At 41.8% G+C, this 19,262-nt stretch carries 17 protein-coding genes and 1 pseudogene; 9 read left to right on the forward strand and 9 right to left on the reverse strand.

Going from position 1 to position 19,262, the window contains the following annotated elements; genetic code table 11:
- Positions 1–304 precede the first annotated feature (304 nt).
- A complete protein-coding gene (locus MKZ10_RS05885; protein ID WP_342508751.1) occupies positions 305–1,207 on the reverse strand; it encodes an accessory Sec system S-layer assembly protein in 903 nt (300 codons plus the stop codon).
- Complete coding sequence (gene secA2, locus MKZ10_RS05890; protein ID WP_342508753.1) at positions 1,204–3,567, reverse strand: accessory Sec system translocase SecA2; 2,364 nt, start codon at positions 3,565–3,567, stop codon at positions 1,204–1,206. Before secA2 ends, MKZ10_RS05885 begins: the two co-directional genes overlap by 4 nt.
- A gap of 258 nt (positions 3,568–3,825) precedes the next feature.
- Between secA2 and MKZ10_RS05895 the strand changes: the two genes are divergently transcribed.
- Positions 3,826–4,869: an MraY family glycosyltransferase gene (locus MKZ10_RS05895; protein ID WP_342508755.1), complete on the forward strand. Its 1,044-nt coding sequence runs from the start codon at positions 3,826–3,828 to the stop codon at positions 4,867–4,869.
- 181 nt (positions 4,870–5,050) lie between these two features.
- Here MKZ10_RS05895 and MKZ10_RS05900 read toward each other — a convergent pair whose 3' ends face one another.
- Complete coding sequence (locus tag MKZ10_RS05900) at positions 5,051–6,106, reverse strand: LCP family protein (protein ID WP_342508757.1); 1,056 nt, start codon at positions 6,104–6,106, stop codon at positions 5,051–5,053.
- Between the two features lie 177 nt (positions 6,107–6,283).
- Positions 6,284–6,916 (reverse strand): YigZ family protein, encoded by a 633-nt coding sequence (locus tag MKZ10_RS05905; protein WP_342508759.1) that lies wholly within the window; start codon positions 6,914–6,916, stop codon positions 6,284–6,286.
- A gap of 144 nt (positions 6,917–7,060) precedes the next feature.
- On the opposite strand from MKZ10_RS05905, the gene MKZ10_RS05910 reads away from it, so the two are divergent.
- From MKZ10_RS05910 to MKZ10_RS05925, 4 genes are all read left to right on the forward strand, one after another.
- Positions 7,061–8,218, forward strand: coding sequence for a histidine kinase (locus tag MKZ10_RS05910; protein ID WP_342508761.1), 1,158 nt, complete (start codon positions 7,061–7,063; stop codon positions 8,216–8,218).
- A 22-nt stretch (positions 8,219–8,240) separates the two neighbouring features.
- Positions 8,241–8,915 carry a response regulator transcription factor gene (locus MKZ10_RS05915; RefSeq protein WP_342508763.1) on the forward strand — a complete coding sequence of 225 codons (675 nt, stop codon included), beginning with the start codon at positions 8,241–8,243 and terminating at the stop codon, positions 8,913–8,915.
- Positions 8,916–8,992: 77 nt separating this feature from the next.
- Positions 8,993–9,565: a nuclear transport factor 2 family protein gene (locus MKZ10_RS05920; protein WP_342508765.1), complete on the forward strand. Its 573-nt coding sequence runs from the start codon at positions 8,993–8,995 to the stop codon at positions 9,563–9,565.
- A 633-nt stretch (positions 9,566–10,198) separates the two neighbouring features.
- Positions 10,199–10,555 carry a hypothetical protein gene (locus MKZ10_RS05925; protein WP_342508767.1) on the forward strand — a complete coding sequence of 119 codons (357 nt, stop codon included), beginning with the start codon at positions 10,199–10,201 and terminating at the stop codon, positions 10,553–10,555.
- Positions 10,556–10,564: 9 nt separating this feature from the next.
- Here the strand turns inward: MKZ10_RS05925 and MKZ10_RS05930 are convergent, their stop codons facing one another.
- The 3 genes from MKZ10_RS05930 to MKZ10_RS05940 form a co-directional block, all read right to left on the reverse strand.
- Entirely contained in the window at positions 10,565–11,083 is a 519-nt protein-coding gene (locus MKZ10_RS05930) for a competence protein ComK (protein ID WP_342508769.1), read from the reverse strand.
- 186 nt (positions 11,084–11,269) lie between these two features.
- A complete protein-coding gene (locus MKZ10_RS05935) occupies positions 11,270–12,433 on the reverse strand; it encodes a M20 family metallopeptidase (RefSeq protein ID WP_342508771.1) in 1,164 nt (387 codons plus the stop codon).
- 76 nt (positions 12,434–12,509) lie between these two features.
- Positions 12,510–13,028 (reverse strand): antibiotic biosynthesis monooxygenase, encoded by a 519-nt coding sequence (locus MKZ10_RS05940; protein WP_342508773.1) that lies wholly within the window; start codon positions 13,026–13,028, stop codon positions 12,510–12,512.
- A 270-nt stretch (positions 13,029–13,298) separates the two neighbouring features.
- On the opposite strand from MKZ10_RS05940, the gene hemE reads away from it, so the two are divergent.
- The 3 genes from hemE to hemY are packed head-to-tail and all read left to right on the forward strand — an operon-like array spanning position 13,299 to position 16,734.
- Complete coding sequence (hemE, locus tag MKZ10_RS05945) at positions 13,299–14,339, forward strand: uroporphyrinogen decarboxylase (protein WP_342508774.1); 1,041 nt, start codon at positions 13,299–13,301, stop codon at positions 14,337–14,339.
- 18 nt (positions 14,340–14,357) lie between these two features.
- Complete coding sequence (gene hemH, locus MKZ10_RS05950) at positions 14,358–15,290, forward strand: ferrochelatase (RefSeq protein ID WP_342508776.1); 933 nt, start codon at positions 14,358–14,360, stop codon at positions 15,288–15,290.
- 28 nt (positions 15,291–15,318) lie between these two features.
- The gene (gene hemY, locus MKZ10_RS05955) at positions 15,319–16,734 is read left to right on the forward strand and encodes a protoporphyrinogen oxidase (RefSeq protein ID WP_342508778.1); all 1,416 of its coding nucleotides are present in this window, start codon (positions 15,319–15,321) and stop codon (positions 16,732–16,734) included.
- A gap of 264 nt (positions 16,735–16,998) precedes the next feature.
- Here the strand turns inward: hemY and yhfH (MKZ10_RS05960) are convergent, their stop codons facing one another.
- Entirely contained in the window at positions 16,999–17,124 is a 126-nt protein-coding gene (gene yhfH, locus MKZ10_RS05960) for a protein YhfH (protein ID WP_203245910.1), read from the reverse strand.
- 79 nt (positions 17,125–17,203) lie between these two features.
- Positions 17,204–17,305 (reverse strand): annotated as a pseudogene (gene yhfH / locus MKZ10_RS05965) (protein YhfH); the annotation flags it as partial.
- 257 nt (positions 17,306–17,562) lie between these two features.
- Between yhfH (MKZ10_RS05965) and MKZ10_RS05970 the strand changes: the two are divergent.
- Positions 17,563–18,555: a lipoate--protein ligase gene (locus tag MKZ10_RS05970; protein ID WP_342508783.1), complete on the forward strand. Its 993-nt coding sequence runs from the start codon at positions 17,563–17,565 to the stop codon at positions 18,553–18,555.
- Positions 18,556–19,262: the final 707 nt, after the last annotated feature.

Here is a 19,262-nt window from a genome sequence, read left to right on the forward strand (position 1 = left end):
CGCCTGCATGACCAGCATCGTGCAGGCCCAAGCCTCCGGCGGATGTCACGGATTTTGAAAGGAGTTAATCGAGGCAGTCTAAGTTCGCGATGTCCTGAAACAGTGCCTTAATTTCTGCAAAGAACACAGAAATACGGCAAATCGAACCCTTCGCTGTTCGATTCGCAACGACCGCATGACCTATATCCTGTAGGCCTCAAGCTCGATTCAAAATCTGGACGCAATTACGCCTCGGCGTAATTGATGTTAGAAAAAAAGCTGCCTAGCGAAGTTGAATTAGACTTGGCTAGGCAGCTTTTATAAATTACGCATTTTGTTGTGGTACACGAACTGTCCAACGTGACAAGTCTGGCTCTGTCTTTTGGGTCAATTCCTTTGGATAGATAAACGTCCATGGTTTAGACGTGTTTGCTTTGACAGATAATGGAGCAAGCTCAAATGTTCCGGTAGCAACAAGATCTCCAACCGCATCAATAAGCTCAAGTGGTAACTTTTCAATATTAATTTGTTTCGAGTGACCGTTACGGATGAAAACGGAAGCAGCAATGCCACCATCCTCTTGTTTCTTCACTTGGAACCCGCTAATATTTACTTCCCGTGGCTTCAATTTCGGCAGCCCTTCAACGACTGTTGCGAGTCCTTCTTTTTGCTCATCCGTCAAGCCGTCTTCCCATGCCTGTTCCAATTCCAGTTTATGTGGCACCATCGACTGAACGTTGAAAGCAAGCTTCCAGTTTTCTACCGGAGGTTGTTCAGCAAAAATATTTTCTTTTGTAAAGACGAATACCCATGGTCTTGCACTGCGTGCTGGAATATCGCCAAGTTCCGATAAATCGAACTCATCAGAAGCGAGTGTATTTCCTTCACCGTCGAGGAGCATTAACTCGATTGGGCCAACAGAAATCTGTTGATCAAGAGAGGAGCGGAAAAATGCCTTAACGAGCCAGCTACCATTTGCTGATTCAACATCAATATCAATTCCAGAAAGGGAAATCTGATTAGGTTTCAATGGTTCGAGCTCATTAGATAGGAAGCGGAAAACGTAGTCCTGCTCCTGTGGCACGTCCCATTCTGGATGAAGTGAAAGAGTTGTTTCGACCTCATCTGTATTACTTGAAACATTTACACCGTCAATGATTTCTTCAGAACCGATTATGCTATCCTTACCTGTCTTTTCAGCTTGCTTAAAAAAAGAAAAAAGTTTCATTGTTGTACCTCCTGCTGTTGTGCAATCATTTTTGTAAAGTTAATCACTTCAGAAGCGATATTGCGACGTAACTTTTGGTAATGACGACCGAATAATTCAAGTCCTTCCCGTTGATAAATTCTCATTGGATCTTCCTGACCGTAAGAACGAAGTCCGATACCTTCCTTGAGTCGTGTCATCACTTCTAAATGCTTTACCCACATTACATCAATATGTGACAGCATAACCTGTGGAATCATCTCATTTACCTGTTTATCCTCTTCAAATGAATCGATATAAGCAAGTAAATCAGCCATTGGTGCTTCATACAGCCTTAAAATATCGGTTGTTTTTTCAATTATGCGTGGGATGGCTATTGGTTCCAATAATAGGCTATTCATCGTTCTTTCGATGCGCTCGAAATCCCAGTTATCTGAAGAATCTTCCTCCGGGCAACTATCGAAAATGACGAATTCGACAGTTTCGGTTAGCATTGTCTTTAATTGCTCAAGGATTCCTTCACCTTCAATGATTTTATCGCGCAATGAATAGACAACTTCTCGTTGATCATTAATCACATCATCCAATTTCAAGTTGTATTCGCGCGTGGAGTAGTGCACGCCTTCAACGATTCGCTGTGTACGTTCCGTCAGTTCATCGACCTCTGGATTTTGGATGAGCCCATTAGCATCCGCCGTTAGTTTTTTTACAAATTTTTCAATATCATCTTTGGCAAAGCGTTTGAACATATCATCTTCAAGGGAAAGGTAGAAACAGCTTTCCCCGCGGTCGCCTTGGCGTCCAGAACGACCCCGAAGCTGGTTGTCGATACGGCGGTTTTCATGTTTTTCTGTACCGAGTACGAAAAGCCCGCCAAGTTCTTCGACACCTTCTCCGAGTACGATATCAGTACCGCGTCCAGCCATATTTGTCGCAACCGTAATATGACCGAGTTGGCCAGCTTGAGAAATGAGCTCTACTTCTTGCTCAACACTTTTTGCATTCAATAGGTTGAAGGGAAGCTTGTGCTTATTTAAGTATTCAACTACTTTTTCAGATTGCAAAATAGACGTTGTTCCTACGAGGACAGGTTGTCCTGTTTTATGGCGTGCAGCCACTTCTTTTGCCATCGCTTTATACTTCTGGTCAATGGTTTCGTATACTTGGTCAGGAGCGTCAATGCGCACGCGTGGCCGGTTTGTTGGAATCTGAATGACAGCCATTCCGTATACTTCGTTGAATTCCTTTTCCTGCGTCTTTGCGGTGCCTGTCATACCACAAAGCTGTGGATACATCCGGAAATAGTTTTGGATTGTAATTTGTGCCTGTGCTTTGTTCTCATCAGTAATAGGCAAGCCTTCTTTTGCCTCGATTGCTTGGTGTAGACCATCGGAAAGCGTCCGACCATCCAGAATACGCCCCGTGAACATATCAACAAGTTCAATTTTTTCCTCGCGTACAATATAGTCAACGTCACGCTCGAAAATAACATAAGCCCGAACTGCTTGAATCATATAATGATAAAGAGTTTGATGCTCTAGCTCGTATAAGTTATCGATACCAAATGCTTTTTCAACTTTTTCAATACCTGTATCAGTTAGGGAAGTAGCTTTCGTTTCATCATCGAAATCGAAATCGACACCCTTTTTAAAGCGTTTGGCAAGACGCGCCGCAATATGATGTAAATCGGCATCTGCTGGCATTTTTCCGGCTACAATAAGTGGTGTTTTTGCCTCGTCAACAAGAATACTGTCAACTTCATCAATAATAGCGAAATGGTATGGACGTTGGACATGTTCGGTAGTTTGGTGTGCCATATTATCCCGTAAATAATCGAAGCCGAATTCAGTTCCGACTCCATATGTAATATCGGCATTATAGGCTTCTTGCTTTGCGGGACCTTGCATCATCGGTACGTTCAACCCGACTGTGAGACCGAGAAAACGATGAATTTGTCCAATCTGTTCATAGTCACGCTTGGCAAGGTAGTCGTTCACTGTAATAACGTGGACACCTTTACCTTCCAGTGCACGAACATAGGAGGGGAGGGAGGCAACTAGTGTTTTACCTTCACCCGTCGGCATCTCAGCGATATTTCCTTCTGTTAGTACGAGCCCGCCGATAAGTTGTACGTCAAAATGACGCATTCCTAATACTCGTTTGGACGCCTCGCGAACAACAGCAAATGCATCTGGAGTAATGGAGTGAACAGATTCGCCTGATTGGATCCGTTCTTTAAATAGATCTGTCATATTGGTAAGTTGTTCGTCCGACATCGCTTCGTATGTGGGTTCTAATTTATTTATTTGTTGGACAATCTTCCTGTATTTTCGAAGTTGTCTTTCGCTCGTTTGATTTGAACGTTTGAAAATCGATAACATGAATGAACGCTCCTTTTTCTTATCCTTGAAAGGACCTTCTCTTATTTTATCAAAAAGTATGGTAAATGACTACCTTAAGCTAAAATCTACATATATAAGGAAAGAAATTGACGGGATAGGGTTCGGGGGAAAGGGGAAAAGTAATGGATATAAGAAGTTGGAAGCGGAATTAATTGACTAGTAGTATGCTTTTCTAACTAATACATGCTATAATACTGTTGATTTGATAAATTATCGATTTACTTAGGGAGGAAGGACATGTTATTCCTTGCGATGGCTGCTGCTTTTGTAGCCTCTGTAATACTTACTCCGCTTGTTATAAAATTAGCATTCCGAATCGGAGCGGTCGATCATCCAAACTACCGGAAAGTACATGCATCTGCTATGCCACGTATTGGTGGCCTTGCGATATTTGGTGCATTCCTAATTGGTTATTTCATATTGAGGCCGGTAGATGATCACTCTACTGCCATTCTCATCGGCGCCCTCATTATTATTGTAACCGGATTTTTGGATGATATGTTTGAAATTACTGCGAAAATAAAACTAGCCGGTCAACTGACGGCGGCGATTGTCGTTGTTTCTTGGGGCGGTCTACAAATTGAGTACATTAACTTACCGTTTATCGGCCAGTTTGATTTTGGTTATTTAAGTATCCCAATTACAATTATCTGGATTATTGGTATTACGAATGCCATCAATCTGATTGATGGTTTGGATGGACTGGCAGCGGGTGTTTCCACGATTGCGCTTATTACAATGACAGTCATGGCGATAATCATGGGAGACGTTTTCGTTATTGCAACAGCTTCAATTCTTGCAGCAAGTTCATTAGGATTTTTGTTTTATAATTTTCATCCTGCGAAAATTTTTATGGGTGATACGGGATCGTTGTTCCTTGGTTTTATGATTTCGGTCTTGGCTTTATTAGGATTTAAAAATATTACTGTCGTTGCACTCGTTATCCCAATTATTTTGCTAGGTGTTCCAATTTCTGATACATTTTTTGCGATTGTCCGTCGTATACGTACAAAGCAACCCATTATGGCACCAGATAAATCGCATTTACACCATTGTCTGCTACGCGTAGGATTTTCTCATAGACAAACAGTATTGGTTATTTATGGACTGGCCGTTCTATTCGGTGTTGCGGCAATTCTCTTTTCACAAGCGACAGTATGGGGAGCAATCTTACTCATTGTTGTGATGCTCATTGCCATTGAACTATTTGTCGAAGTGATTGGACTTGCGGGTACAAATTACCGACCGTTACTAAACCTTGTCCGTATGATTGGCAGATAAATAAAAATCAACTACGACTTGGTGCAATTCAAAAGTTGTGACATCCGCGAGGAGACTTAACTTGTGAATCAAGTTAAAATCCGACCACTACCTAACTCATTCAGGTAGTATGGTCGGATTTTTTAACTTCATGACAAGAATTCATAAAAAAAAGTACTAGGCAATGTGGCCTAGTACTTTTTTAGTCATTATAAGAGCCTTCTAGGGCTTCGTCCATCGAGTCGGTCGAGTTTGATCGACCGTCAGTGAGACTAGAAGAGTCAGGAGTAAGCTCTAAATGAGTTTGTAGCACCTGCGTAACTTCATCTAAATAGGTTTCATCGAGCTTCCAATAATAAATGCCTGTCGACATATCATCAAAGCCCTTTAAGCTAAACGTGTCAACTTGCGGCATACCACCTTTGGCATAATCCAAAAATGATTTCATTTCATCGAATGTCATGTCTGTCTTCATATTATCACCGACTGCTTCAATCACATCGCCGTACTTCGTAATCGACTTGACAGATACAGCCTGTTTCATAATCGCTTGTAAAATCATTTGTTGACGTTTACCACGTTCAACGTCCGTATCAAGTTTGCGCGTTCGGGCTAATGCCAAAGCGTGCTTACCATCTAGATGCTGCAATCCTTTTTTTAGGTGGATTGTATACTTGTCATTTTCGTCCTTCTCAGTTCGATTGTAAGGGACTTCAGCCTCGATGCCGCCAAGTGCATTGACAACATCAATAAAAGCGTTAAAATTCATTTTTACGTAATAATCGACTGGAACATCAAATAATCCTTCAATGGTGTCAATCGTTGCGCTCGTTCCTCCAAACGCATGTGCATGTGTAATTTTATCGCGGTATCCTACTTTAGGGATGTACACATAAGAATCACGTGGAATACTGACAAGCTTTACTGATTTGTCTTCTTTGTTTAATGTAGCAAAAAGTAGCGCATCGGATCGACTATTGCTATCACCTTGGTGTCGCTGTTCACTATCATCCACCCCGATAAATAAGACGGATACATTATCTTGTTCAGGTTCGACTTTTTCTTCACGGACGACAGATTTTGGTCTGTCGGGAACGGGTTCGTAAGCTTGGTCAGCCGCGTACAGAGCTTTTTTCTGTAGTGAGGCGCCATAGGCTACGACAACTACGAAAAGTGAAAATGTCAGAAGTACTAAAACTTTAATGACTAGATATTTATTCGACGATTTTTTCTGTTTTTTATAGTCTTTTCTTTTCATTTCAATGTTCCTCCGGAATTGGCTATGCAATCACTTATCTTCATAGCTAATCATTTAGGTCACAGATTATTGTCATCAATTACAAAATATGACAAAGTTACGAGGTGCGAAGTATTAGTAGACAAAAAACTACAACCTTTTTCATTATACTATCATCCTCGTAAAACGTATACTATTTCAAATTTCGAATTCGAGAAATTCGCTAGAAAACGAGGAAATAGTAGCTTGTCCGTTTGTTAACTCAGTCATCCAAGCTGTGAAGTGCTCAATTTCGGTGTGAGGGACATACATAAAAAGATCGACACCATCTGCATAGCTAATTTCTTTTAGTGGGTAGGCAGATTGTCTAACCTCGTTCTCGACCTTACCGAGCCATGTATAGTCAATTGTTACTTTCATGAGCTCGTGTAATTTTCGCAAAATCGTGCCTGTAGAGGCAATACCTTCTGTCGTTGCGCGGCCGTATGCACGAATGAGTCCACCACCGCCTAACTTGATACCTCCAAAATAGCGTGTCACGACGACAACCGTATCCTTCAATCCTTGTTTTTTCAATACCTCTAGCATAGGGACACCTGCTGTGCCAGACGGTTCGCCGTCGTCATTCGCCTTTTGGATATTATCATGCTCGCCAATCATATAGGCCGAACAATTATGGTTTGCTGTATGATGCATTTTTTTGATGTCTTGGATGAAGTTAACGGCTTCCTGCTCGGTTTCTACCCGCTTTACATAGGTTAGAAATTTGGACTTTTGGATGATCAATTCACTTTCCCCGTATGCTTTTACTGTGTAATAATCTGCTCGCATTTGCGACACCTCCATCACTTGTAATACAATTATAATATTTAATAGCTATTATGATGATATACTAAATGAAGTGTGTAGGGTATTCATTGTACTTACAACACTTCTCATGGTATTGTATGGCTTTCCAGGCGGGAGGGAATAAATATGAAAGAAAATGCAATCGATATCCAAACGCTTGAAACAATCTTCAACAGCATGGTCCGGGTAATGGATCAATCGAAGAATGATATTTTCATTATAAGTGAACAGAGTCGTAAAAGCTTTGAAGACATGCAAAAAGAGTTAGCCGAAGTTAGGGTTGATATTTCCCGTGTAATAACTGAAGGTGATTATTTGGAGAGTATGACCCGCAATTCCCGTTTAAGACTTGCCGATGTTTCGAAAAATTTTACTAATTACTCAGAGGCACAAGTTAGGGAAGCATATGAAGTAGCGAATGATTTATTGGTGAAGCTGTCCATTAACCAAATGGAAGAGAAGCAGCTACGTATTCGTCGGGACGAGTTGGACAGGCGCCTGAACGCACTTTTAGTTACGATTGAACGGGCCAATCACCTTGTTGGTCAAGTGACAACGGTCATTAACTATCTGAATATGGACTTGAAGGATGTTGGAGAAGCGTTGGAAACAGCTAGACACAAACAAGAATTCGGCATTCGTATTATTCAGGCTCAAGAAGAGGAGCGTAAAAGGATTTCGCGCGATATTCATGATGGCCCTGCACAAATGTTAGCTAATGTAATGATCCGTTCGGGCTTGATTGAAAAGACATTTGTCGAAAAAGGACCGGAATTGGCACTGCTTGAATTGGCAGACCTGAAGGAGATGGTAAGGGGGGCACTTTATGAGGTCCGTCGTATCATTTATGATCTTCGTCCAATGGCACTTGACGATCTTGGGTTGATTCCTACGCTGAAAAAGTATTTATCGACAGTAGAGGAATATGAGAAAGACGTTGAAATTCATTTCCAAAATAGTGGTCGAGAGCTGCGCTTTAAGACTGACTTTGAAGTGTCGATTTTCCGGCTTGTGCAAGAATCTGTGTCAAATGCACTAAAACATGGAAAGTCGAAGGATATTTGGGTGAAAGTCGAATGGCTTCGAGATATAATGAATATTATCATCAAGGATAGTGGACAAGGGTTCGACCAAAATGAAGTGAAAGATAAGTCGTTCGGCTTGATTGGAATGCGAGAACGGATAGAATTACTAAAAGGTGAGATGTCAATTACTTCGACAATTGGAAATGGAGCAATTATCTATTTCCGAATTCCACTGCGAGAAGAAATAATTGCTAATTAGACATAAATGGGAGGAAATGAATATGACGAAAATTTTAATTGTAGATGACCACCAGTTATTCCGTGAAGGGGTAAAACGTATTCTCGATTTTGAAAATTCCTTTGAAGTTGTTGCTGAAGGGGATGACGGAAGCGAAGTAAAAGGGCTTTATGCGCAATTCGAGCCGGACGTCGTTCTGATGGATATTAACATGCCACGCATGAATGGTGTAGAAGCAACGGAAGAGTTGATTAAAGATTTTCCGGATGCCAAGGTAATCATGCTGTCGATTCATGATGATGAATCTTACGTGTCTCACGCACTAAAAACGGGAGCACTCGGGTATATGCTCAAAGAGATGGATGCAGATGCAATTGTCCAAGCGATTAAAGTAGTCGCAGCAGGTGGTTCGTACCTTCACCCGAAAGTAACACATAATCTTGTAAGCGAGTTTCGCCGTTTGAGCGAACGTGAACATAAAGGGTCATTCCAACAAAATGATATTCGTCGTCCCTTCCACTTACTGACAAAACGTGAGTGTGAAGTGCTGCAGCTGTTGACAGACGGACAGAGTAACCGGACAATCGGAGAGACACTGTTCATTTCTGAAAAAACGGTTAAAAATCATGTGTCTAGTATCTTACAAAAGATGGCTGTTAATGACAGAACACAAGCAGTTGTCACGGCGATTAAAAACGGTTGGGTTGAAGTGAAGTAGTCCAAATCGAATGAAATGAAAGGGCCTTCCGTCTTGGAAGAGCCCTTTCATTCTGTATTTTTCTAAGGAGGAAGAAAATGAAGAAAATCATTATATTTACAGTAATGTCGGTGCTATTGCTACTAGGCGCATGCAGTAAGGATGAGGGAACAGCTTCTCCTAACTCAGGATCAGTCGATGATGGTGAGACGACAGCCGGGTATGGGGCGATCGACCATGGCGTAGACGATAAGCAGGTGGGCTTCAATATGTTAGGTGGCGAAATAGAAGAGGCGGCGGATATACCGGTAGAAGAGAAAGAACAGCTTCTGGCTGCATTCGATACGTATATCACAACATTGAATGAGCAGGAGGTAGATGCGCATTTGGCTATGCTGTCGAAGGATGCTTATGATCTTGAGGAAGAACGTGTTTTCATGGAAGAGCAGTTTAGTGAATACAGTCTTAATTACGAAGTATCAAACGTCACGATTGTAAAGTATTCGGCTAAGGAAGCTCAGGTATTTTCAAATATGAAGATGTCCTATAAGCAATTGTCTACTGGTCTTGAAACGAACCCAAGTGGTCGACAAGTGACTGTGTTTGTAAAGGAAGATGGAGAATGGAAAATAACATCTGTCCATCATATTCCTGATGGGCCTAAAGAATAAATAGACATGAGACTTCTAGCTAAAATGGCTGGAAGTCTTTTTTTGATGGTTGTTACTATTTCATTTTACGCCTGTTGATTAACCTATAAATACTTTAATTAAACACTAGGCGCTTTATATTCAATCGTTTTTGGTCCACTTTGGATTGAACAACTTCTATACAATAACCGTGCTGTTTTTATGAATAGGGGTGCGACTTCGCCGCATTCCTATTCATATTTTCGATAATCGTTGGTAGTCGTTCATCCGTCTCCCTCCAAAAACGCAGATAAATGAAGTACCAATGCTTTTGGGTATGAGGGAATAGAGGGCTTTTTAACTGAAGAGGGCCGCCAAAGACGCAATTTTGGCGGCTGAATCTTTCGTTATGGTCTTCCCCATTGTTATTTTAGGAGGTACTACTTTCTAAACACACTCGCTCCTCGGTAATGAGGTCATGAATAATTTTGCCGAAAGCAAACCAAAAATAGTCCAGTGGAAATGAAGTTCTCAAGCCTTTACTTAGCTACAATTTATGTGAGTAAATGGATAATCCGCAGACGTGATGTCATTTCTATAATTTGGAGGTTGATAAATACTGAGTTCGGGCATACAATAAATAGAACTAGTGTTCCGTTTAGGGGAGGAATGATTATGCCTTTAATACCTGCAGAGGCATTGCCGCATTTTGAGAATATGATTTACTTGCCGATGCTTATTATTATTTTAGAACGGGATCGAAATTCATTTGAAAAAGGCCCTTTCAAATTGAAAGGACCTTATGTTAAGCTCGTCAATCAGGCAACGAAGCTTATACGTGCTGAACTAAAAGATACAAGCATCTATTTGCGACGTCATAATATGAAGGTTGTTCGTAGCCAGACAGACGATACATTTACAGAATATATATTCATGTATGGTGGCTATGAAGAACACAGACGTTATTTGAACGTTCGCTTACGTAACCGGACAGAAGAATTGTTAAGTGTCTATTTTGCGATGGCTGGATAACAGCCGCTATCATTCATCATCGAAATCATCATAGGGAGAAGGTCTGTTTAATTGTTTTTGCTTTTTGGCAAAGTCTTTTTCAAGAAGACTACAAAATGAAAACTGTCGATACATCGTTGCGGCTGAAATATTTACTTTATAGGTACGATTATTTTCCAAATGGATAATACATCCTAAATCATCAGGTTCTATTCGGGTAATTGCGTGGTACGAAATCCAAACATTTTGTTCGGAAGTAGGTGACATTGTAGGTAGGAAGATATAAGGTATACCAAAATCGTGAGCAACGATAATTGGCGTTTTATGATGATTACCTAAAGCGATTTTTGCGATGTTCACTGAATTTTGCAATGAGCTTCCATAATAGTCACAGGATTTCCTGACGATGTGAATGGGCTTTTTGGAGATGTTAAATTCACGATTTCGTTCAATGACACGGGTTGAGATCATCTCTCCTACAGTTACAGGTTGTAGCATAAATGTGTCGAAAGAGATGATATAATTTACAACTGAATTCCTTTTTTTCATATTTATACCTCCTATGCTTGTATTGTACAATTATCATTATAAGTCAGAAAATTAATAAAGCAACCTTTAAATGGATAATTCCGACTAATATCTAAATAAGGTCTTTTAGCATAGTTTGAGCGGCGGTCAGATTATAAAAGTATACTAAAAAACCTTCCGCTCGGATGAAGAGGGAAGGTCGTTAGGTTAGTGCTGATAATCCAAGGCAGCGGCGCCAAGCGTTTTTGCCGCAATAAGCATGGCGTTTTCATCGAAATCGAATTTCGGATGGTGATGCGGATAGGGTTCGGCTGGCTTTGCACCTGTGAAGAAAAATGTGCCGGGTACTTTTTCTAGATAATAAGCAAAATCTTCGCCACCCATTTGGGGTGTCGATTCGACAACTGCTTGAACACCTGGAACGGTTTCAGCGACTGTTTTTAGAAAGTCGGTTTCAGTAGCATGGTTAACAACGGCAGGATAGCCGCGATAATAGTGAAAGTCGATTGTACAATCATGAGCAAATGCAGTTCCATCAACGACGCGCTTCATCTCAAGCTCCATTAAGTCACGAACCTTCGGGTTGAATGAACGAACTGTGCCACCAAGTGTTGCAGAATCTGCAATGACATTGAATGCATTGTCCGCAACAAATGAGCCGATAGATAACACGGCGGAGTCAATCGGATTGACGCGCCGAGCGACAAGCTGTTGCAAATTCATAACGAGCTGTGCGCCGATGACGATAGCATCTTTGGTTTGGTGTGGGGCTGCCCCATGACCGCCGCTACCTTGAATCGCAATCGTAAAGCGATCTGCTGCTGCCATAACAGGTCCTGCCAAATATTCAATTGTTCCAGAAGGTGTCAATGACCAAAGATGGGTGCCGAAAATGACGTCAACCCCATCAAGGCAACCATCTGCAATCATTGAAATAGCACCACCTGGCGCATATTCTTCGGCATGTTGATGGATGAAAACATACTCCCCAGTAAGGACCTCTTGTAATTCGTGAATTGCTTTTGCTACTTGAAGTAACGTCGCAGTGTGTCCATCATGACCGCAAGCATGCATAACGCCGGGGACAGTCGATTTATAAGGCACGTCTTTGTCATCTTGAATAGGTAGTGCATCAAAATCAGCGCGAAGTGCAACCGTTTTCCCTGGTCTACCTCCCTTAACACGTGCAACTACACCGTTTCCACCAACGCCCATTTGCACGTCTACACCAAGATCAGCATAGAAATCATAAATATACTGTGCAGTCTTTTCTTCTTTAAAGGATAACTCAGGATGCATGTGAAGATGGCGGCGTATTACGATCATATCCTCAAACGCACTATCCAACTTTTCAAACAGTTGCTCCTTCATACCAGACAGCCCCTTAAAATGTTTTTCTTCTATTATACCAAACATTTAATAGGGAGCAATGGACGGTAGAAGCAGGTTATGCATTGTCTTCCTTCGATTTAGCGATGTAGCTTGTGACAGAAGCTGCACTTGTGAAAATATGGGGGTTGTTGTCGACACCAGGGATTGCATGTCCCGTTAAATATTGTTCATGATGGGGGGCTGCATTTTTCCATCTCGTATAATACGTGCTAGCAGACCATTCCGTCATGACGATATATGTGTCAGAATTAAGTGGGCGTAGAAGGCGAAATGCGATAAAGCCAGGCTCGGTATCAAGTGTATGCGTTCGCTCTTTAAAATGATGCTCGAAAATAGGACGCCCTTCATCTGTGACAGGAATGTGATTCCATACAAAATAGCCGACATCATTGAGTGTGCCGGAAGAGCCGATGACTTCATAGCGGCGCGGTGTTTGGAAAACGGTTTTACCAGTTGTTTCATGCAATAACAATGAATTCGCACCAGCATGCATGGCAATCATCCTTTCTTGAGGATGCTTATCCCTTAAGGACTCCATAAATGTGGTTGTGCCAGATGTTGTGAAAATATACATGTAAAACCCCTCCTTAGGATTTAAATTGTTTGTTCCTACTCATACATTTTCCCTCTTTACAGAAAGTTAATCAATTACACCTCGGTTTAACTTGCTTCAACTGAAGCAAGTTAACAAACATTGACGAAATGATGGCAATGCATGAACAAAGACGTACAATTTGATGACAAGTCGGGCTAAACGCTATACTTAGCCTAGCTAAACGTCTATATTTGAGTATGGATATGTAATAGGGAAATACCAACATATAAGAAAGTAGGGACAGATTAAATGACACAATTTAACGATACACTGCTCCGCGCCGCCCGTGGCGAAAAAATTGAGCACACACCTGTTTGGTACATGAGGCAGGCAGGACGTTCACAACCTGAATACTTGAAAATTAAAGAGAAATATTCATTGGAAGAAATCACGCATCAGCCTGAGCTTTGTGCTTATGTAACGAAGCTTCCGGTTGATCAATATAATGTCGATGCAGCGATTCTTTATAAAGACATCGTAACACCTCTACCAGGCCTTGGTGTGGATGTGAAGATCAAAGCGGGTGTTGGGCCAGTGATTTCTAACCCAATCCGTACTGTTCAAGATGTCCATAATCTCGGTGATTTATCACCTCAGGACGATATTCCATTCGTTTTGGAAACGATAAAAATATTGACGAAAGAGCAGTTGAATGTGCCACTTATCGGTTTTGCAGGAGCTCCATTCACGCTTGCGAGTTATATGATTGAAGGTGGACCTTCGAAAAGTTATAACCTGACAAAGTCATTCATGGTATCCGAGCCTGAGGCATGGTTCGCCTTGATGGACAAGTTGGCAGATATGACGATTACGTATATTACTGCACAAGTGGCAGCAGGTGCGAAAGCGATTCAAATTTTTGATTCATGGGTAGGCGCTTTGAATGTTGCGGATTACCGGATTTTCATTAAACCAGTAATGACACGTATTTTCACAGAACTGCGTAAATTGAACGTTCCACTCATCACATTCGGTGTAGGTGCGAGTCACTTGGCTAATGAATGGCATGACCTTCCAGTAGACGTTGTAGGACTGGACTGGCGTTTGTCTATCAAGGAAGCGGGCGAGCGTGGCATGACGAAGCCGTTGCAAGGTAATCTAGATCCGTCAATGCTATTGGCTGACTGGAATATTATCGAAGAACGTGCGAAGGTTATTATCGAGCAAGGCGTAGAGCATGGTAGCCATATCTTTAACTTGGGCCACGGCGTCTTCCCAGATGTTAAACCAGCAACATTGAAAAAGCTTACTGAATTTATTCATAGTTATAGTGCACAACTACGTAAATAAACTGATGAGGTGAAGTTGATGACAAAGAAACAAATGGGACTGTTAGTAATGGCTTACGGGACTCCGAATAAGGAAGAGGATATTGAATCGTATTATACACATATCCGACATGGTCGCCCGCCGGCACCTGAACAATTAGAGGATTTACGCAATCGGTACGCGGCGATTGGTGGAATTTCACCGCTTGCCAAAATTACTGAAAACCAAGCCAATGCGCTTTGTCATCGTTTGAATGAAGTGCAGGACGACATTGAATTTAAAGTTTATATCGGATTAAAGCATATCGCACCATTTATCGAAGATGCAGTAGAAAAAATGCATGCAGATGGCATTAAAGAAGCGGTATCAATCGTATTGGCACCTCATTTCTCAACGTTTTCCGTCAAATCGTATAACGGACGTGTAAAAGAAGAAGCTGACAAGCATGGCATGACCATTACATCAGTGGAAAGCTGGTACAAGCAGCCGAAGTTTATTGACTTTTGGGTGGGGCAAGTTCGGGGGACGTTTGACAGCATGAGTGAAGAACAACGGGCAGCTGCTTGCCTGATTGTTTCAGCGCATTCATTACCAGAAAAGATTTTAGCGAACGGTGATCCGTATGCGGACCAGTTGAAAGAAACGGCTGATTTAATTGCCGCTGCAGCTGGCGTGGATAACTACGAAGTCGGCTGGCAAAGTGAAGGACAGACACCAGAACCTTGGCTTGGTCCAGATGTTCAAGATTTGACACGCGCCTTGCATACCGACAAAGGCTATAACACATTTGTCTATACACCGGTTGGCTTCGTTTCCGACCATCTCGAAGTGTTATATGACAATGATTATGAATGTAAAGTTGTTTGTGATGATATCGGTGCTTCTTATTATCGTCCAGCAATGCCGAATGTCGACCCACTATTCGTCGATGCAATGGTGGATGCTGTGTTTGATAAAATGAAGGAAGCATAAAATCCGTACAAGAAAGTGATGATGGACTATGGACGAACAAAACAAAAAGGTAGTAATCGTCGGGGGAGGGATTACGGGCCTCTCTGCGGCATTTTATATGCAAAAAGAAGCGCGTGAAAAAGGACTTCCACTCGATGTACTTCTGATCGAAGCGTCGCACCGTCTTGGCGGTAAAATCCAGACGGTGCGACGTGATGGCTTTGTCATTGAACGTGGTCCGGATTCATTTTTAATCCGTAAAAAAAGTGTCGGATTGCTAGCTGAGGATCTAGGTATTGAAGACCAGCTTGTGAAAAATGCAACAGGACAGGCATATGTATTCGTTAATGGTGTATTGCATCCGATTCCGGGTGGTTCCGTAATGGGAATTCCAACAGAAATCACTCCGTTTTTGAAGACAGGTCTATTTTCTTGGGCAGGTAAAATTCGTGCGGCTGGCGATTTCGTCCTTCCGCGTTCTGCTATACAAGGTGATCAGTCATTGGGTGGCTTTTTCCGTCGGCGTTTCGGCGGGGAAATCGTGGATAATCTAATCGAGCCGTTATTGTCAGGCGTCTACGCAGGAGATATTGACCATATGAGCCTGCAATCGACATTTCCACAGTTTTACGAAGTGGAGAAAAAACATCGTAGTCTCATTTTAGGCATGAAAAAAACGACACCCAGACAATTGCCACAGAAGAATAGTCATAGTACGAAAAAGGAAGGCGTCTTCCATACATTCCGGAATGGGCTTGAAACGTTAGTCGAAGCCATTGAACAACAACTTGAGCCGGGGTCTGTTATGAAGGGCGTGCGAACCGAGGCAATCGAGTCGGTAGGGAATAAGACGATAATTGACTTGAATGATGGTCGTAAAGTTGAAGCAGATGCCGTTATTTTGACGACGGGTCACGAAATGGCAAGCCACTTATTTGCACCGCATGGTCTGTTACAGGATCTTGGGCAAATTCCGACCACATCTGTTGCAACAGTTGCACTAGCATTTCCAGCGTCATCTGTTGTACAGGACAAGGAAGGAACTGGTTTTCTCGTTTCAAGAAATAGTGATTATTCGATTACAGCATGTACGTGGACACATCGTAAATGGCCTACATCAACGCCAGAAGGAAAAGTGCTGATTCGTGCATTTGTCGGGCGCGTCGGTGAAGAGGCGATTGTGGATTTACCAGATGCTGAAATCGAAAAAATTGTTCTTGCTGATCTGAGTAAAATTATTAACATTACGGGCAATCCAGATTTCACAATTGTGACGCGTTGGAAAAAAGACAGACCGCAGTATCGAGTCGGGCACAAACAACGTATTGAGGCAGCGAGGACCGAGCTACAAGCGAAGTTTCCACACGTGAAACTAGCAGGTGCTTCCTATAATGGCGTCGGTTTACCGGATTGTATCGATCAGGGACGAGCTGCAGTGAGAGAAATTATGGATGAATTATTTTGAGTGAATGATACAGCTACAGATAAATACAAAAACAGCCGCAGAAAATATTTGCGGCTGTTTTATATTCGTTCAGCGGAACACTTTACGTTTATAGGTGGAAAGATGAATGTGATTTAGTCACTATTGTTCAGTGGGTGTCCAAACGCTCGCTGAACAAATATAAAGCCTCCGGCGGATGTCATAGATTTTGAAGGGAGTTAATCGAGCAGGCTCGATTCAAAATCTAGACGCAATTACGCCGAAGCGTAATTGATATATTTAAATTCATAAAATATTGCAAGAGTCGCATTTGTTGCCGTAGCATTCATGCTGCTCGTCAATTTCTTTTCCGCAAGACGTACATACTTTAGCAGGAAGGTTTTTGAAAAACTCGATGACGTTTTCGATCATAGTGTGTTCACCTCTTTCAGGTTGTATTAGTACTGTTTAGATGATTTATGTTGTAATAGTACAGGTGTTGCGAAAAAAATCATACTATATTGCAATAATCGCATTTGTTGCCGTAGCATTCATGCTGTTCTTCAATTTCTTTCCCACAAGACGTACAAACTTTGACAGGTAGGTTTTTGTAACGTCAGAAAGTATAAGTTCGTTGATGACCTTATAAGGGCAACTACGGTTCTGCTGTCGCCTAAAGGCTCGGCAATCGCCGAGTTTTCTAAAAAAACTCGATAACGTTTTCAATCATCATTCATTCTCCCCTTTCAATTTGTACTAGTACTCGATTCGTTATTAGTAGTGTATTATAACAGATAATCAAATGTCAATACATTTCAGTACTTTTCAGATAAAATAAATAAGAGTCTATTTAAGTGAGGAGCGATTTACATGTATTTCATTGATAACAAAGGAATTACTGACCCACGCATCAACCTGGCAATTGAGGAGTATGCACTGAAAAATATGGATATAGAAAAAGAATCCTTTTTGCTGTTCTATATTAACGAGCCGTCCATCATCATTGGGAAAAATCAGAACACGATTGAGGAGATTGATACAGAATATGTGGAGGCGAATGGTATTCATGTTGTTCGTCGTCTATCGGGTGGAGGAGCCGTCTATCATGACCTTGGCAATTTGAATTTCAGCTTCATTACAAAAGATGATGGTGAATCATTCCGGAATTTTAAGAAGTTTACGGAGCCCGTCGTTCAAGCACTTGCTGAAATGGGCGTGAAAGCGGAATTACTAGGCCGTAATGATATTTTAGTCGAGGGGCGCAAAATTTCTGGGAATGCACAGTTCTCAACGAATGGTCGCATGTTCAGTCACGGAACGCTGATGTTTGACACTGAAATCGAGCGAGTTGTTTCGGCGCTTAAAGTGCGGAAGGACAAGATTGAATCGAAAGGCATTAAATCGATTCGTAGTCGTGTAGCTAATATTACGGAGTTTCTCACTGAGTCGATGACGATTGAGCAGTTTCGCTTGAATATATTGAAATCGATTTTTGGCGGAGAAGAAAAAATTCAGTATATGGAGCTGACAGACGAAGATTGGGCTAACATCCATGCGTTATCTGCAGAGCGTTATGCGAACTGGGATTGGAACTATGGGAAATCACCGAAGTTCAACATGCAGCATTCGCATCGCTTCCCAGTTGGCGGCTTAGACGTTCGACTAGATGTTAATAAAGGCATCATTGAAAACGTCAACATTTTCGGTGATTTCTTCGGTGTTGGAGAAGTAGCTGTCATCGAGGGAAGTTTGAAAGGTGTCCAGTACGATAGACAATCCATGAGTGAGGCATTGGCTACGCTTGATATTCCAACCTATCTTGGCGGTATTACGAAGGAAGAGTTTCTGCAATTGATTTATTGATGGATAAGGAGGAGCCTGACTACGTGTTGGGCTTCTTTTTATTGTGGATTGTGAGTTGAACGTTGTTTAGTTTTGCTGAAACGTTGTTAAGTTCAGCGAAAGCGTTGTCTAGTTCGGGTGGAACGTTGTGACCTTTTCGAAAAACGTTGCTTAGTTGTGCGAGTGTTGTTTAGTTTTGCTGAAACGTTGTTAAGTTCAGCGAAAGTGTTGTCTAGTTCGGGTGGAACGTTGTGACCTTTTCGAAAAACGTTGCTTAGTTGTGCGAACGTTGTTTAGTTTTGCTGAAACGTTGTTAAGTTCAGCGAAAGCGTTGTCTAGTTCGCGTGGAACGTTGTGACCTTTTCGAAAAACGTTGCTTAGTTGTGCGAGTGTTGTTTAGTTTTGCTGAAACGTTGTTAAGTTCAGCGAAAGCGTTGTCTAGTTCGCGTGGAACGTTGTGACCTTTACGAAAAACGTTGCTTAGTTGTGCGAACGTTGTTTAGTTTTGCTGAAACGTTGTTAAGTTCAGCGAAAGTGTTGTCTAGTTCGGGTGGAACGTTGTGACCTTTACGAAAAACGTTGCTTAGTTGTGCGAACGTTGTTTAGTTTTGCTGAAACGTTGTTAAGTTCAGCGAAAGCGTTGTCTAGTTCGGGTGGAACGTTGTGACCTTTACGAAAAACGTTGCTTAGTTGTGCGAGCGTTGTTTAGTTTTGCTGAAATGCTACGA

Source organism: Sporosarcina sp. FSL K6-2383 (genome assembly GCF_038618305.1).
Lineage (GTDB): Bacteria > Bacillota > Bacilli > Bacillales_A > Planococcaceae > Sporosarcina.

Coding starts and splice junctions, on each gene's coding strand:
- MKZ10_RS05885 (WP_342508751.1), bottom strand. CDS start 1,207: ATGAAACTTTTTTCTTTTTTTAAGCAAGCTGAAAAGACAGGTAAGGAT.
- secA2 (WP_342508753.1), bottom strand. CDS start 3,567: ATGTTATCGATTTTCAAACGTTCAAATCAAACGAGCGAAAGACAACTT.
- MKZ10_RS05895 (WP_342508755.1), top strand. CDS start 3,826: ATGTTATTCCTTGCGATGGCTGCTGCTTTTGTAGCCTCTGTAATACTT.
- MKZ10_RS05900 (WP_342508757.1), bottom strand. CDS start 6,106: ATGAAAAGAAAAGACTATAAAAAACAGAAAAAATCGTCGAATAAATAT.
- MKZ10_RS05905 (WP_342508759.1), bottom strand. CDS start 6,916: ATGCGAGCAGATTATTACACAGTAAAAGCATACGGGGAAAGTGAATTG.
- MKZ10_RS05910 (WP_342508761.1), top strand. CDS start 7,061: ATGAAAGAAAATGCAATCGATATCCAAACGCTTGAAACAATCTTCAAC.
- MKZ10_RS05915 (WP_342508763.1), top strand. CDS start 8,241: ATGACGAAAATTTTAATTGTAGATGACCACCAGTTATTCCGTGAAGGG.
- MKZ10_RS05920 (WP_342508765.1), top strand. CDS start 8,993: ATGAAGAAAATCATTATATTTACAGTAATGTCGGTGCTATTGCTACTA.
- MKZ10_RS05925 (WP_342508767.1), top strand. CDS start 10,199: ATGCCTTTAATACCTGCAGAGGCATTGCCGCATTTTGAGAATATGATT.
- MKZ10_RS05930 (WP_342508769.1), bottom strand. CDS start 11,083: ATGAAAAAAAGGAATTCAGTTGTAAATTATATCATCTCTTTCGACACA.
- MKZ10_RS05935 (WP_342508771.1), bottom strand. CDS start 12,433: ATGAAGGAGCAACTGTTTGAAAAGTTGGATAGTGCGTTTGAGGATATG.
- MKZ10_RS05940 (WP_342508773.1), bottom strand. CDS start 13,028: ATGTATATTTTCACAACATCTGGCACAACCACATTTATGGAGTCCTTA.
- hemE (WP_342508774.1), top strand. CDS start 13,299: ATGACACAATTTAACGATACACTGCTCCGCGCCGCCCGTGGCGAAAAA.
- hemH (WP_342508776.1), top strand. CDS start 14,358: ATGACAAAGAAACAAATGGGACTGTTAGTAATGGCTTACGGGACTCCG.
- hemY (WP_342508778.1), top strand. CDS start 15,319: ATGGACGAACAAAACAAAAAGGTAGTAATCGTCGGGGGAGGGATTACG.
- yhfH (WP_203245910.1), bottom strand. CDS start 17,124: ATGATCGAAAACGTCATCGAGTTTTTCAAAAACCTTCCTGCTAAAGTA.
- MKZ10_RS05970 (WP_342508783.1), top strand. CDS start 17,563: ATGTATTTCATTGATAACAAAGGAATTACTGACCCACGCATCAACCTG.